This window comes from Anaerolineales bacterium, assembly GCA_025808555.1.
In the GTDB taxonomy this organism is placed as follows: domain Bacteria; phylum Chloroflexota; class Anaerolineae; order Anaerolineales; family UBA11579; genus JAMCZK01.
Map to the genome: position 1 here is coordinate 1,093,495 of CP075526.1, position 13,404 is coordinate 1,106,898.

Annotated in this window: 14 protein-coding genes; 1 reads left to right on the top strand and 13 read right to left on the bottom strand. The window is 61.1% G+C overall.

Translation table 11 applies throughout. The annotated features are described in order from the left end of the window. Nucleotides 1–2,208 (bottom strand): hypothetical protein, encoded by a 2,208-nt coding sequence (locus KIT08_05760; protein ID UYN90740.1) that lies wholly within the window; start codon nt 2,206–2,208, stop codon nt 1–3. A gap of 105 nt (nt 2,209–2,313) precedes the next feature. Between KIT08_05760 and KIT08_05765 the strand changes: the two genes are divergently transcribed. After that, nucleotides 2,314–3,318 carry a GNAT family N-acetyltransferase gene (locus KIT08_05765; protein ID UYN90741.1) on the top strand — a complete coding sequence of 335 codons (1,005 nt, stop codon included), beginning with the start codon at nt 2,314–2,316 and terminating at the stop codon, nt 3,316–3,318. Between the two features lie 178 nt (nt 3,319–3,496). Here KIT08_05765 and KIT08_05770 read toward each other — a convergent pair whose 3' ends face one another. The 12 genes from KIT08_05770 to KIT08_05825 form a co-directional block, all read right to left on the bottom strand. Next, entirely contained in the window at nt 3,497–4,183 is a 687-nt protein-coding gene (locus KIT08_05770; GenBank protein ID UYN90742.1) for an amino acid racemase, read from the bottom strand. A 27-nt stretch (nt 4,184–4,210) separates the two neighbouring features. Beyond that, the gene (locus KIT08_05775; GenBank protein UYN90743.1) at nt 4,211–5,926 is read right to left on the bottom strand and encodes an AAA family ATPase; all 1,716 of its coding nucleotides are present in this window, start codon (nt 5,924–5,926) and stop codon (nt 4,211–4,213) included. Continuing rightward, nucleotides 5,923–6,855, bottom strand: a complete 933-nt coding sequence (locus tag KIT08_05780) for a hypothetical protein (protein ID UYN90744.1) — start codon at nt 6,853–6,855, stop codon at nt 5,923–5,925. Before KIT08_05780 ends, KIT08_05775 begins: the two co-directional genes overlap by 4 nt. 45 nt (nt 6,856–6,900) lie before the next feature. Further along, entirely contained in the window at nt 6,901–7,494 is a 594-nt protein-coding gene (gene pdxT / locus KIT08_05785) for a pyridoxal 5'-phosphate synthase glutaminase subunit PdxT (GenBank protein UYN90745.1), read from the bottom strand. 64 nt (nt 7,495–7,558) lie between these two features. Beyond that, the gene (gene pdxS, locus KIT08_05790; GenBank protein ID UYN90746.1) at nt 7,559–8,446 is read right to left on the bottom strand and encodes a pyridoxal 5'-phosphate synthase lyase subunit PdxS; all 888 of its coding nucleotides are present in this window, start codon (nt 8,444–8,446) and stop codon (nt 7,559–7,561) included. A 128-nt stretch (nt 8,447–8,574) separates the two neighbouring features. Then, nucleotides 8,575–8,820 (bottom strand): hypothetical protein, encoded by a 246-nt coding sequence (locus tag KIT08_05795; protein UYN90747.1) that lies wholly within the window; start codon nt 8,818–8,820, stop codon nt 8,575–8,577. A gap of 133 nt (nt 8,821–8,953) precedes the next feature. Then, on the bottom strand, nt 8,954–9,388 hold the full coding sequence (locus KIT08_05800; protein UYN90748.1) for a hypothetical protein: 435 nt from the start codon (nt 9,386–9,388) through the stop codon (nt 8,954–8,956). A gap of 54 nt (nt 9,389–9,442) precedes the next feature. Next, entirely contained in the window at nt 9,443–10,297 is an 855-nt protein-coding gene (locus KIT08_05805) for an AraC family transcriptional regulator (protein UYN90749.1), read from the bottom strand. Nucleotides 10,298–10,338: 41 nt separating this feature from the next. Continuing rightward, nucleotides 10,339–10,881 (bottom strand): dihydrofolate reductase family protein, encoded by a 543-nt coding sequence (locus KIT08_05810; protein ID UYN90750.1) that lies wholly within the window; start codon nt 10,879–10,881, stop codon nt 10,339–10,341. A 16-nt stretch (nt 10,882–10,897) separates the two neighbouring features. After that, nucleotides 10,898–11,779 (bottom strand): agmatinase, encoded by an 882-nt coding sequence (gene speB / locus KIT08_05815; protein ID UYN90751.1) that lies wholly within the window; start codon nt 11,777–11,779, stop codon nt 10,898–10,900. 9 nt (nt 11,780–11,788) lie between these two features. After that, a complete protein-coding gene (locus tag KIT08_05820) occupies nt 11,789–12,340 on the bottom strand; it encodes an arginine decarboxylase, pyruvoyl-dependent (protein ID UYN90752.1) in 552 nt (183 codons plus the stop codon). A 24-nt stretch (nt 12,341–12,364) separates the two neighbouring features. Further along, nucleotides 12,365–13,399, bottom strand: a complete 1,035-nt coding sequence (locus tag KIT08_05825) for a deoxyhypusine synthase (protein UYN90753.1) — start codon at nt 13,397–13,399, stop codon at nt 12,365–12,367. Nucleotides 13,400–13,404: the final 5 nt, after the last annotated feature.

Genomic DNA, 13,404 nt, shown 5'->3' on the forward strand with positions numbered 1-13,404 from the left:
CTAAGGCATGGGGCCAAAGTAGACCTGGTTCTGGAAGGCCAGAAAGACGAAGCGATTGGGCGAGATGGTGAACGCTGTGACCAAGCTAGATGGAAGCTCGTTCTGCGCGCGCAATTGGCGGGTCATGCTGAGGCGGGTGCTGAACTGATAGACCGACGGCACGATGGGATCGAGAAAGAACAGTGAAGGACCAGGCGGGTCGGTGAGGAAAAGTTGTGAGAAGTTGGCGCCTGCCACTGTGGGGCCGCTCTGCTGGCCCGGGCGCGTATCGCCAAATTCCAGCGGGTCGGTGCAGGTGGTGGGGTTGTCGAGATCATCACTGAAGACACAGGCCGCCACGCGGCCCGTCACATCCAGAATATAGAGGGTATCTCCATCCATCACGATGTCAACGGCCTGCTGCATACTGGGCACTTCTGCGCCGAAGAAGAAACGCGGCTCGCCCGTGAAGGAGCCGCCCTCGCCGAAGTAGACCCAGACCGCGTTGGTGACGGGGTCGAGAATATAGAGATTGTTGTTCTCTATGGCAATGGCGACCGGCTTACCCCAATGGCTATCCGGTTCATTGAGGACGGCGGCGGCGGGCGGCTCGCCGACGATGCAGTAAATGATGTTGCCATTGGCATCAATGGCGGCAAGGGTGGCGCCCAGGACGTGTGAGCCGGAGGGCAGGAGAGCCATATCCACCAAATTGCTGACAATGGTGCCAGCGTACGAGGCGGGCTCGCACGAGAAATCATTATCCAACTGGTAGCCGCTGGAGGTGAGAAAGGCACGCAATACTTTGCCTGTATTGGAATCCAGCATATAGAGGTCACGATTGTCGGCGACCATTTGGGTAATGTTGGTGGCGCGCGGCAGGTTGGTGAAGAGGGCGGGCTGAAGGTTCATGCGCTCGATGAAGTCAAGTTCATCCAGCGCGAGGCGGGCCTGGGACAGCAACTCGGCGGCGGCCTGAGCATCTTGCTCGTAGGCCGAGGCGCGCTCAGCGTAGTGCACGGCGACGATCCAGGCCTGGCGAATCTCGACCGGGTTCTCGCGGGCCTGGGCCAGGGCGGCGGCGCTTTGCGCCTGGGCCAGATAGTTTTCGTAGAGCTGGACACGCCCGAATTGCAAGTAGATGACCGAGACCAGGATGACCACCGCGAGGGGAACTGCAATGGCGATGATGGCGAGGGTTTGGCGCGGTAGATTGAAGACCGGTTCGTCTGGGAGCAGGCGGAGGAGGAAGCTGCGCAGGCCTGGCGAGACGCGTAGCCAAAATTGGCGGGCGCGAGTGGCAATTTCATCTATAAGCACCGAAAAACCGCTGGGCTCCTCGGGTTCGTGTTGCGTGGGCCAGTCAGTTTCTGGCAACTCAGCCTGAGCAGCCGAGCGCGGATAGGCGCCTGTCTCTTCAATATCAGGCTCAGGCAGCTGCTCCCAAGCCTCCAGGCGGGGCTCGGGGGCGGCGGGCGGCGCGGCGGGGGCAGCAGGAGCCGGAGCGACGCTGGCGGTTTGCGGGCGGGCGGCGGGCGGCGCGTCTTCAAAGCTGGTCATGAGGCTGAGGCGGCCAGTGCCAGGCTGGGCCATGAGCATGAGGGCGCGCAGGTGTGTGCCAGCCTCGCTGAGGAAGCGGCGGCGTAGGGTGGAAAGCTTCTGGCCGGCTACACTGGCGAGAGTCTTTTCATTCCAGCCGGTGGGGATGTCTGGCACGAGCAGCAGGCAATCGCCGGCGGTGATCTCGGTTTGGTAAAAACGAATTTCGGTCTGACTGCCCATACCAAGGCCGCGGCCGGAGGCTGGGGCATCGTAAAAGTGCTGGATGGTGTTGTTGAGCACGAAGCCATGCTGAGCGCCAGCCTGAGCCAGGGTGACGCGCTCGTCGCGTATCGAGAGGACGCTCAGCCGGGCTGCGCCGGGCTGGCCGCGCTGATTGAGCTGCAGGAAGTAGGCGTTGAGCCGGTCGATCTGCTCACGCAGGGCGGCGGTGACGGAGCCGGGCGTGCGGAAGTAACCCTCAGCCAGGTCACCGAGCAGGGCATGCTGCTGGTCAGCGCTGAGGGTGATCTCAGGCGGCAGGGTGAGATGCAGCACCAGGCGCTCGCCGGCGCGGCCGCGGGCGGCGCGGCGCGGTGAAGCCAGCAGGTATACGCCGGGCAGGTAAGCCTGGTCTTGTCCGTCGCGTCTGTAGAGGGGTACTACGAAGAGATCGAGCGCGTTAGGCATATGGATAAGCGCCGCAATTGTACGCACTGCATGTACTACGCGCGCAAAAAATTATACTGGTAAAATCCCTTGAGTCATTCTGCACAAACTTCCACGCATCAATCCATGAAGATAGACATCATTCGCAACACAGCCTCCTGGGCAACCTTGCAGCAGGAGTGGGACGCGCTTTTGCAAAAAAGCCATCTCAATCTGCCCTTCCTGACCTTTGCCTTCCAGCAGGCCTGGTGGCAGCATCTGGGCGGTGGTGAGTGGCAGGATGCCGAGCTGCACATCATTACCGGCCGCGGCGAGGACGGGGCGTTGCTGGGGATTGCGCCCCTGTTCCGCACTCCGGACGGGCAGCTGTATTTGATCGGCAGCCATGAAATTGCCGACTACCTGGACTTTATCGCCAGGCCGCAGGACTTGGACGCGTTTGTGCAAGCCGTGCTTGAGGCATTGAAGGCGGATGAAGGCTGGGCGCAGCTGACGCTGTACAACATCCTGGACGAGTCAAAGACGATTGAAAGCGTACAGGCCGCGGCGCAAGCCGCCGGGCTGCAGGCAGCAGAGGAAACATTGCAGCCGTGCCCATACATCGCGTTGCCGGAGAACTTCGACGCCTACCTGGAAAGCCTAGACAGCAAGCAAGCGCACGAACTGCGGCGCAAGATGCGCAAAGCGGCACGGAACGTGTTGCCGGTGAGCACCGAGCTGATCAGCGAGGCGGGCGGGCTGGACCAGGCCCTGGATGACTTCTTTGGCCTGATGACGCAAGAGGAAGACAAGCTGAAGTTCCTGACGCCCGCCATGCGAGTGCAGATGGAAGCGATCGCCCGGGCGGCCTTCGCCGGCGGCTGGCTGCAACTGGTGTTCCTCAAGGTTGGCATGCAACGGGCGGCGGCGTACATGAACTTTGACTACGACAACCGCATCTGGGGCTACAACGCCGGGTTCAGCAATGCGCATGCGCAGCTTTCACCCGGCTGGTTGATGATGGCGGAGATGATGCAACGCAGCATTGAGGAAAAGAAGGTCGTGTTTGACTTCATGCGCGGGGATGAAGAATACAAGTACCGCTTTGGGGCAGTGAACCGCTTCGTCAAGAAAGTGACTATTCGACGCTAATCGCTCGGATGGTAGTTTAAAAATCAACTCTTGGAATACAAGACTACAGGGATTCCTCGCTGAGATGGCCTGGCGTTCCGGTATTTAACCTTAGCACCCGCTCGGAATGACACAAGTAAACAAAAAAACGCCTGCTAAAGCAGGCGTTTTTTTGTTTATACGAGGTGACTGGGGTTGGTCAGGCTGCGGCGTAGCGCAGGGCGGCGCGGGCGAGCAAGCGGGTCGAGTCTAGAGTGGGCAGCACGGAGTCTTGCGGCTCGATGAGCAGCGGGATCTCGGTGCAGCACAGGCCTACGGCGTCGCAGCCCTGCTCCGCAAACTGCGCGATCAGGGATTGGAAGTAGCGCCGCGTCTCGGGCAGCATGGTGCCGTAGATGAGTTCATCCACGATGTGCTTGTGCACCTGCTGGCGCTGGGCCAGGTCAGGGAACTTGAGCTCAATGCCCATCGGCTCCAGCTTGCGCGGGTAGACCGGGCCTTCTATGAGCGGTTGGGTGCCGAGGATGCCGACACGTTTATAGCCGCGGGCCAGGGCCTCGCGGCCCACTTCTTCGGCGATGTGCAACCAGGGCAGCGGCGAGCGCTCGATGACCGGGTCGATGGATACGTGGACGGTATTGTCCGGGCAGATCAGGAAATCAGCCCCCATGGCGGCAAGCTTGTTGGCCGACTGCAAGATGGTTTCGCTGACCTGATCCCACTTGCCCTCTTCGGAAGGAAAGTGATAGTCGCCCATGTTGAAGTTGTGCAGGGTGACTTCGGGATTATTGAAGGGGCCGAAGAATTCTTTGCTCTCCTGAATGATGGTGCGATAGCACAGGGCTGCACCTTCGTACGAGACGCCAACAATACCGATGTGCTTCATTGTTCCTCTGAGAGCAGGGGTTAGTGGTTATTCACGAAAGATACGAACGCGGCGATTGGGCTCTTTGCCGTAGGAGTGGGAGACCAACTTGGACTCCTCGACCATTTGGTGCTGCAGGCGCCGAATTTGAGAGGTAGCCGGAGGCAACTCCACCCAGCGCTCGCCGTTGAGCACGGCATCAATCGCCTGGCGGGTCTGGCCGAGCTGCTCGTCCATCTCGGCAGGCTCTTCCATGCCGCCGGGAAGATCGAACAGGCCGGAGAGGAAGCGCTCCATCTGCGAGACGGTGTTGGCGCGCAACACATACACGGGCATGCCGCGCTGCTCAGCATCCACGATGGGGCGCTGGCGCTTGCGGTAGTAGGTGCGCAGGGTGACAAGCACATCCGCCTCGCCGGGCTCTTTGACCGGGATGACGGGCACGCCGACGCGCTTGGCGGCATTCACCAGCCGGTTGCGCGCCACCCCGAAGGGGTAGATGCGCACCGGCTGAAGGCTGGCGCTGCTCCGCGGGGCCACGCTGGGCACGGCCACCGCGGCGGGCTGGATGCGCGCATAGGCTTCATAGTCTCCGTCAGGTTCTTGGGCGCGGGCGGACGAATCGGTCACGGGCTCACGGCGGCGCGGTCCACCGCCCATGGAGCCGCCGCTGGATTGGCGGCCTGTGGGTGTGTTCTTGGCAAGTCGGCCACTGGTGCGCGGGGCGGATTCGCTGCGGCCGGAGCGGGCGGGTGCAGCGGCCGGTTGAGCCGCGGTGATCTTGATCTCGCCATTCTCATCGCGCATGCGCTGCTCAGGATCGATGGGATAACCGCGCAGCAAACCGTCTACCGCGATGGCAACGTCTCGATGCACGGCGAACTGGCTGCGGGACTGAATTTCGACGAGGACATCGAAGGTGGGCGGCGAGCGGCGCTCAAGCACCGTCTTTTGGGTACCGCGGCGGCGGGCTTCTTCATCTGACAGCGTGACGGATTCGATGCCGCCGACCAGGTCAGACAAGGTGGGGTTGAGCAGTAGGTTCTCGAGCGAGTTACCGTGGGCCGTGCCGATGAGCTGCACACCGCGCTCGGCGATGGTGCGGGCGGCCTTGGCCTCCAGCTCACGGCCGATCTCGTCGATGACGATGACCTGCGGGTTGTGGTTCTCCACCGCTTCGATCATGACCTCGTGCTGCATGGAAGGCGTCGCCACCTGCATGCGGCGGGCGCGGCCAACGGCCGGGTGGGGCACATCGCCATCGCCGCCGATCTCGTTGGAGGTATCCACGATCACAACGCGGTTCTTCTCGGCCAGGATGCGGGCCGCCTCGCGCAGCAGGGTGGTCTTACCCACGCCGGGGCGGCCGAGGATGAGCAGGCTCTTGCCATCCTGGATCAAGTCTTGAATGATGTCGATGGTGCCGTAGACGGCGCGGCCGACGCGCAGTGTCAGGCCAACCACATCGCCGCGGCGATTGCGAATAGCCGAAATGCGGTGCAGGCTGCGCTCAATGCCAGCGCGATTGTCTTCGTCAAAGTCGCGCAGGCGCTGGACGACATAGGCGATGTCGTCTTTGCTGATCTCACGTTCCAGAAGTACAACTTCTTCGTTGACCAGGCGCGTGGTAGGAACCCGCCCAAGGTCAAGAATGATCTCGAGCAGGTCAGAGCTGTTGTTGTGTTCGCGCACGGCGGCCTGCACATCAGGCGGCAGCACGCCGAGCAAAGCGTCAAGGTCGTCAGTGATTTGGCGTCTTGTCATTTTTCATCCATGGTTGCGGCGGACTGCACGGGGAATTGGATGGTGGAAGCTTCCGCTGCGGCAGCCTTGGCAATCTTCTGCAAGTCTTTTACTTTTACTGGTTGCACCATGCGGCGCACCAAAACGGACTGGCGTGGGCCAGGTTGTGCATCCAGCCCTTCGAGCACCGGCTCCAGCCAGTCTTGAAAGGCGCGCACACATACATACACGGGGCGGCCGGGCCGCGGCCGCAAGCGCAGCATGAGCGCCATCAGGCGGTCAGCCAGGGCGCGGCCGGGCTCGATGAGCAGCTGAACCCAAATGCCCTTTGGCCCGCGCTGCACATCAGCAAAGGCGGCGAGCTGGCCGCCCTCATACAGAACGAAACTATCACGCGTATCGTTCGATCCGCATTCCAAGTGCTGCATTGGCGGCGGCAACAGGCTGCTGCGCAGCAGGCGCACAGCCAACGCATGGCGACCCAGGTGCGGCTGCCAAAGCAGGTTGTCATAGCCGGCCTGTGGCGGGCGGGTAAGCCGCCACAGGCGCTGGTGCCCCTGCACGCTAAGCCCGGCTTGCTGCAGCGCGGCGTTGGCGCCGCTGTGCTCGTCAAGCTCGGCGAAGATGCCCTGTGCGCCGTGTGGGCCAAGCTGTTTCAGCATGTACTCCACGGCGGCGGTGAGGGCCGGGCCGCTGAGCGCGGCTTGCGGGGCGGCGAAAACCAGCGCGGCCAGCGAGCGGCCCGGGAAGCGTTGGGCTTGCAGCACCAGACCCTCTTCTGAACTGACCGCGGTGTGTACCCCGGTGAGGGAGCACAAGGGCGCCAGCAGGGAGCGGCGGGCGAGGGCGGCCGGGCCGCGGGTGAGCACGGATTGATTGTGTAAGAACAGAGCGTGATGGCGGGCGGTGTTTAGCGCCCCATAGTCTGAAATTGTAAAGTCGTGCAACACCCTGCTATTCTACAACAGCGGTTTTTGGCTTGCATCAAGGTTATGTTAACTTTTGGCCAGGTTCAGGAACAGGCGGTGGAAGCGGTCGTCTCCCGAGATCTCGGGGTGGAAGGCGGTGGCTAGAAGCTTGCCCTGCTGGGCGGCGATGATGCGCCCGTCTGGCAGGCTGGCGAGGGCCTGGGCATCGCCGCTAACGGATTTGATGAGCGGGGCGCGGATAAAGACGGCGCGCACCGGCGGGTCACCAGGGGCAAGGCCCTTGAGGGCGGGCACGTCCACTTCAACATCGAAACTCTCGACCTGGCGGCCATAAGCGTTACGCTCGACGGTGATATCCATAAGGCCCAACAGCGGCTGTTTGCGTTCGGCGTCTTTTGAGAGGAGGATGGCGCCGGCGCAGGTGCCGTAGATGGCCTTGGTCTGGCCGAACGTGCGCAACGGCTCGATCAAGCCATAATCGGTGGCCAGCTTGCCGATGGTGGTGGATTCGCCACCGGGCAGCACGAGCCCGTCGAGCCCATCCAGCTCTTCGGGCAGACGCACCTCGCGCACCTGCGCGCCGAGGCTGGCCAGCATATTGGCATGCTCTGCAAAGTCACCTTGGAGGGCAAGGACGCCGATGGTTGGAGAGGAGTTCATAACTTGCAGGATATCCGACCTCGAATCTCTTTCAGAGATTCGAGGTCGGAGGCTTTGAATTCAGTTACCAACCGCGCTGGGCGATCAGATCTTCCTTGGGGATGTCTGTGACCTGGCGGCCCACCATCGGCTCGCCCAGATTGCGGCTGACCTCAGCCAGGATCTTGGCGTTGTTGTAGTGGGTAGTGGCTTTGACGATGGCTTCGGCGCGGCGAGCAGGGTCGCCGGACTTGAAGATGCCTGAGCCAACGAAAACACCGTCCACGCCGAGCTGCATCATCAGGGCGGCGTCCGCCGGGGTGGCGATGCCACCGGCGGCGAAGTTGACCACGGGCAGGCGGCCAAGCTCTTTGGTCTCTTTGACCAGTTCAAACGGCGCACCAAGCTCTTTGGCGAGCGCCATGACTTCTTCGTCTGGCATGGTCTGCAGGCGGCGTACGGTGCCCAGCACGGTGCGGGCGTGGCGCACGGCCTCGACTACATCGCCGGTGCCGGCTTCGCCCTTGGTGCGGATCATGGCAGCGCCTTCGCCAACGCGGCGCAGGGCTTCGCCCAGGTTGCGGCAGCCACACACGAAGGGAATCTTAAAGTCATGCTTGTTGATGTGATTGGCTTCGTCGGCCGGGGTGAGCACTTCGGACTCGTCTACATAGTCCACGCCGAGGGATTCGAGGATCTGGGCTTCCACAAAGTGGCCGATGCGCACCTTGGCCATGACGGGGATGCTGACAGTGCTCATGATCTCTTCAATGAGGCCGGGATCGCTCATGCGGGCCACGCCGCCGTGGGCACGGATGTCAGCAGGCACGCGCTCGAGGGCCATTACGGCTGCGGCGCCGGCATTCTCAGCAATGCGGGCATGTTCGGCGGTGACCACGTCCATAATCACGCCTCCCTTGAGCATCTGGGCCAGGCCCTTCTTGACTTCAAATGTAGCGACTTGCTTTTCCATCTACGCAGCTCCTTGGCGAGCGAATTGGGGTACTGAGGCGATTCTACCATTCACGTTTTTGGAAAGGCTGCCCAACAAACAAGGGCGGCACATGAAGGTGCCGCCTTGTTAAAGATTGTTTCACTCCGCTAGCCTGTAAGGCTGGCCCCAAACAGCGTTGCCGGTACCAACAGCGCCAAGAACAGCAAGTGATACCAGACGGGCATCAGCTTCCAATATTGGCGCTGCACCATGATGCCAACCAGTAGCAGGATCACACCGAGGATCAGCGGCAAGTTGGCGCCCGCGCTGACCAGGGTGACCACATAGCCCGCCGCGAGCGAGACCAGGGCGGCAAACACCAGCATGGTGAGCAGTGCGCCCGTGTGGCGCACGGAACCGTCTTTTGCAGGGCGCCAGGGAACAGCTTAAGCACCTGCGGGCTACCGCCCAGCCATAGCACACTCCAGGCGGCAAAGCCCGCCACGATTGCAAGAATATCCATCAACATCTTTTCCTCCACAGTAGTTAAGGGGTTCGTCGTTCAAAGCTGGCTTGCATGGTTTGCTGCTCACCAGCGTCAGACAAGGCGTACAAAGTCCAGTCATAGTGATCGCGATCGGTGAAGCGCCATTCTTCGCGGTAGCGCTTGGTGCCAGAGTTGTCATGGGTGAGTAGATGGCAAGTCATCAGGTCACCGTGGCGGGTGACCTCGGTATATTCGGCCAAGCTAACGCCATCCAACGCTTTGCCGAGGGCGATCATCTTGACCCTGTGTTCAGCGGGATGCCAATACCAGTAGCCAAAGCTTTCACCACCGGGAGATTGGCTACTGGACACCAGCAGGGCATCAGGCACCTGCCAGGTGAAGGTGTGCACCATAGTGAGGCCTTGCTGGCCACCGGGCGGCAGATAATGCCATTGCCCGCCAACCAGATCAGACAGAATGTGGATCGTGCTCATGCGCCTCCTTGCTATGTATTGTAGGGAGGGCGGCCGATCTTGTATTGCAAAAAATTAACCGAGGGGAACGAAGCGAGAATCCTCGCTGGGACCGTAGTTGCTGTAGTGCGAGCGTAATTCTATGTATTGGCTGGGCGTCAACCCGGCGAAGAGCTGGAACTCTCGATTGAAGTGCGATTGGTCGTGGTAGCCGGCTTTTTGGGCGAGCGCGGCCCAATCCGGCTGGGCGCCGGCGAGCAGATCGGGCAGCATATGGCTGAAGCGTATGACGCGAGCAAACTGCTTGGGGCGCAGGCCAACGGTGGAGGTGAAGACTTCGATCAAGTGCTTATGGCTGACATGCAGCCCTTCGCTCAGCTCGGCGATACCCAGGCTGCCCTCGGCAGCCTGGATGCGCTGCCCGGCCTCAAGCGCCAGAGCGAGGCCGGGGCGATCTTGCTTGAGGCGCTGCACCAGGAAGCTCTCCAAGGCGGCGAAACGCGCTGTGTCATCCGCGGCAGTAGTTAGGGCGATGTGCAACTCGTCGGTGGCAGCGGCGCCCACGATGGCGCGCAACGGAGTGACGCGATCGGTGAACTGGCTGGCATCACCGGCAAAGAAGGCTGCGACGCCGGCGGGCTTGAGGCGGGCGCCCAGCAGATGACTGGAGGTGGACTCGATGGTGAAATAGCGGCTTTGCAAACCAGCCAGCCAAGCTTGCTCATGTATAGTGAATTCTGCAAGGTCAGGCGCGAGGAAGACCTTGTGGGGCTGGCCAAAGTTGAAGATCAGCTCCATGTGCGGGCTGGGCAGGATAATCTCTCTCGCGCTATAGATGGGGATATGCTGGTACCAAAGCACCTCGATGTAACGGTCCAGCGGCGGAGTAGGCGGCTGGACGGCGCTGTGGATGGGCATATTAGGCAACATCAGACCACCAGTGGATCATCGCGAGTGTTGGCTTGCAAAGATCACTTCTTGTAATGCAGGGCAACGACTCCTGAACCGAATACCTTTGAGTCCACCAATGTGAGGGTACGGCCGCCGCCCGGCTGAAACAAGCGCGGCCCCTTGCCGGCAATGATGGGATGGACGACGAAGCGATATTCATCAATCAGGCCCCATTGCTCAGCCTGGGCGGCAACATTGATGCTGCCGATGGAGATGTTCTTGCCGGGTTGCTGCTTCAGCTCGATGATCTTTTCTTTCAAGCCGCTACGCAGCAGGGTGGTGTTATTCCACTCGGCGCGTTCGAGTGTAGTGGAGAAGACGATCTTGGGGATGGCGTCGAAGGCGAGGGCGAATTCATTTGTGACCGCGTTTTCCGACTGAGTCACGGCGACATCATGCCAGAACGGATACATGAGCTCATAGGTGTGGCGACCAAAGATATCGACGTCTGATTGGTGCAACAAGTCAGTGAAGTACTGGTGCACCTCATCATCAACGACGGCCGTTTCGTGGCCGCAATAGCCGTCTATGGTCATATTGATGGAAAAGACGGCTTTTCTCATTGGTGCCTCCTATGCGTTAGGCGAAATTCGCCTGGGCGAATTTGTAAGCGAGCAGTTTGTAGATCAGCTTGGCGGCAAGGAAGTCTGGCGCCTTGTTCTCGGTGGGGAGCAGCTCGACCACGTCGCAGCCGACAATGTTGTGCTCAGCGGCGACGGCCTTGAGGGCGGCGAGGACGGGATACCAATACAGGCCGCCGGGCTCGGGCGTGCCGGTCGAGGGCATGATGGCCGGGTCGAAGACGTCGAGGTCGAAGGTGATGTAGACGTTCGGCTTCAGCAGGCGCGAGACCTTATCGATCCAATCCATCGAATGGAAGATGTTCTCGGCGTAGAAGACCTTGCTCTCATCGAGGTACTGCAGCTCGCCGACATCCAGGCTGCGGATGCCGACGGAAACGATGTCGTCGTTGAGCTCAGAGATGCGGCGCAGAGTGCAAGCATGGCTGAACCTGTCGCCTTCGAACTCCTCGCGGCGGTCGGTGTGGGCATCGAAGTGCAGGATGCTGAGCTGGTCGTAGGCTTCGATGTGGGCTTTGGCGGAGCCGTAGGCCACGGAATGTTCACCGCCAAGGGTGACGACGAACTTACCGGCGTCGATGTGCTTCTTGACGCGGGCATGCACATTGGCGTTTAGCGCCAGCGTATCGTCGGCGGTCACCGCCTGGTCAGTGAAGATGCCGTGTTCGTAGGGCTCGCTGGCGGTCTCGATGTCGTAGAGCTCGAGATAGCCCGAGGCTTCGATGAGAGCGCGCGGGCCTTTGGCGGTGCCCGGCATCCACGAGGTGGTCAGGTCGAACGGCACCGGCACCACAGCCACCTTGGCGGAGTCGTAGGCGGTGAACTCGTCTGGCAGGCCGCCGAAGTTGTATGGTGGCGTGTGGGTGCCGGAGTCAGCCATGTACGCGGGTCAGTCCTCGGAGCGGATCAGCACCGCGGCAGCCAGCACCGTGGTCCACAGTCCGTTCTTGTGGCCCTCGGCGGATTGGACGTAGTGGCGAGTCTTGAAGATGTGCGGGTTGGCATCGTAGATCTGCTTGCGCTCATCCCAGGCCGTATCCGGGTCAAATTCCAGGCCCAAGGTAGTGGCTAGCATGGTGGCGGCCAGGTCTTCGGCGTATTCGCCACTTTTCTCGCCGGTCTCACCGTGCGCATGATGCTCAGATAGATAGCCGTAGCGAGTGGTGTCTTGCGGCAGGGCTACACCAATGGCGGAGGACACTAGGCGGTTGGGTTCATTGGTGTCGCTGCGCGCCATGACACAGAAGACCACTTCGCCCGGCGAAAGGTGCTTAAGGCCTTCATCCACCGAAACCATCTTGCAGTTGGGCGGAAAGATGCTGGATACGTAGACCAGATTGAATTTTTCAATCTTGGCGCTGCGCAGGGCTGCCTCAAAGGAAGCTAGGCGGTCTTTGTGCACACCCACACCCTTGGTGAAGAAAATCTTGTTCGGGATCATTCGCTCTCCTCTATCTAAACGCAGCTAGGCTGCCTGGGCGCTCTTATCGAGCACGGCGTTGAAGTCTTTGTGCTGGCGCTTCTTCCAGCTGCCTTTGTGATAAGCGTAGCCGGCAATGAGCGGCATGGCCAGGGTGGCCTCAGCGAACACCATCTGCTCGCTCTCTTGCTCCACTTTGCCCCATGAGTGAGCTTCCTGCAGCGTGGAGCCCGACAGACCGCCATCGCGCTCGTCGGCGACGGTGATCTGGATGGCGTACTTGTGCATGTCGGCTTCGCCTTCCAGGATCTCGGCCGCCACAGTGATGTCCTGTGCAAAGTTCTTGGGTACGCCGCCACCGATCATGAGCAGGCCGGTGGTGCCGGCGGCGATCTTGATCTTGGTCAGCTCGAGAAAGTCCTTGGCGGAGTCGATGGAGACTACGCCGCCGGTGGCGCGGTATTGGTGATCGACCAGGCCGAAACCGGCGCTGGAGTCGGAGAAGGCCGGCACGAAGATGGGCACGCCCACTTCGTAGGCGCGGCGCACGAAGCAACCCTCGCCCTTGCCGTTGTCGACGAGATACTTGCCCATGTGCCAGATGAACTCGCGCGAAGAGTAGGGGCGCGGCGGCAGGCTATCGGCGATCTGCTTGATGGTGTCATCGCAGATGCGCAGCTCGTCTTCATCAATGTAGGTGTCGTAGATGCGGTCAATGCGCAGGTTCATCAGCGCATCGTCATCCGACTTGGGGTCACCGATGTAGTGCTTGAAGCCCAGGCCTTCAAAGAAGTCCTGGTCCACCACGTTGGCGCCGGTGGAGACGATCGCATCCACCATGTGGTTATCCACCAAATCGTAGATCACCCGTTTGAGCCCGGCGCTGACCAGCGAGCCGGCAAGGCACAGGATGACCGCGCACTCGGTATCGGCCAGCATGTTGTCGTAAATGCGGGCCGCCCGAGCCAGATTACGCGCCTGAAAGGCCATGCGCTCGTATTGGTCCACCAGGGGGGTGGGGTCAAACGACTTGATGTCGATGTGCTCAATGGTTTGGCTGAGCAGGGTTTTCTTATCCATACGCG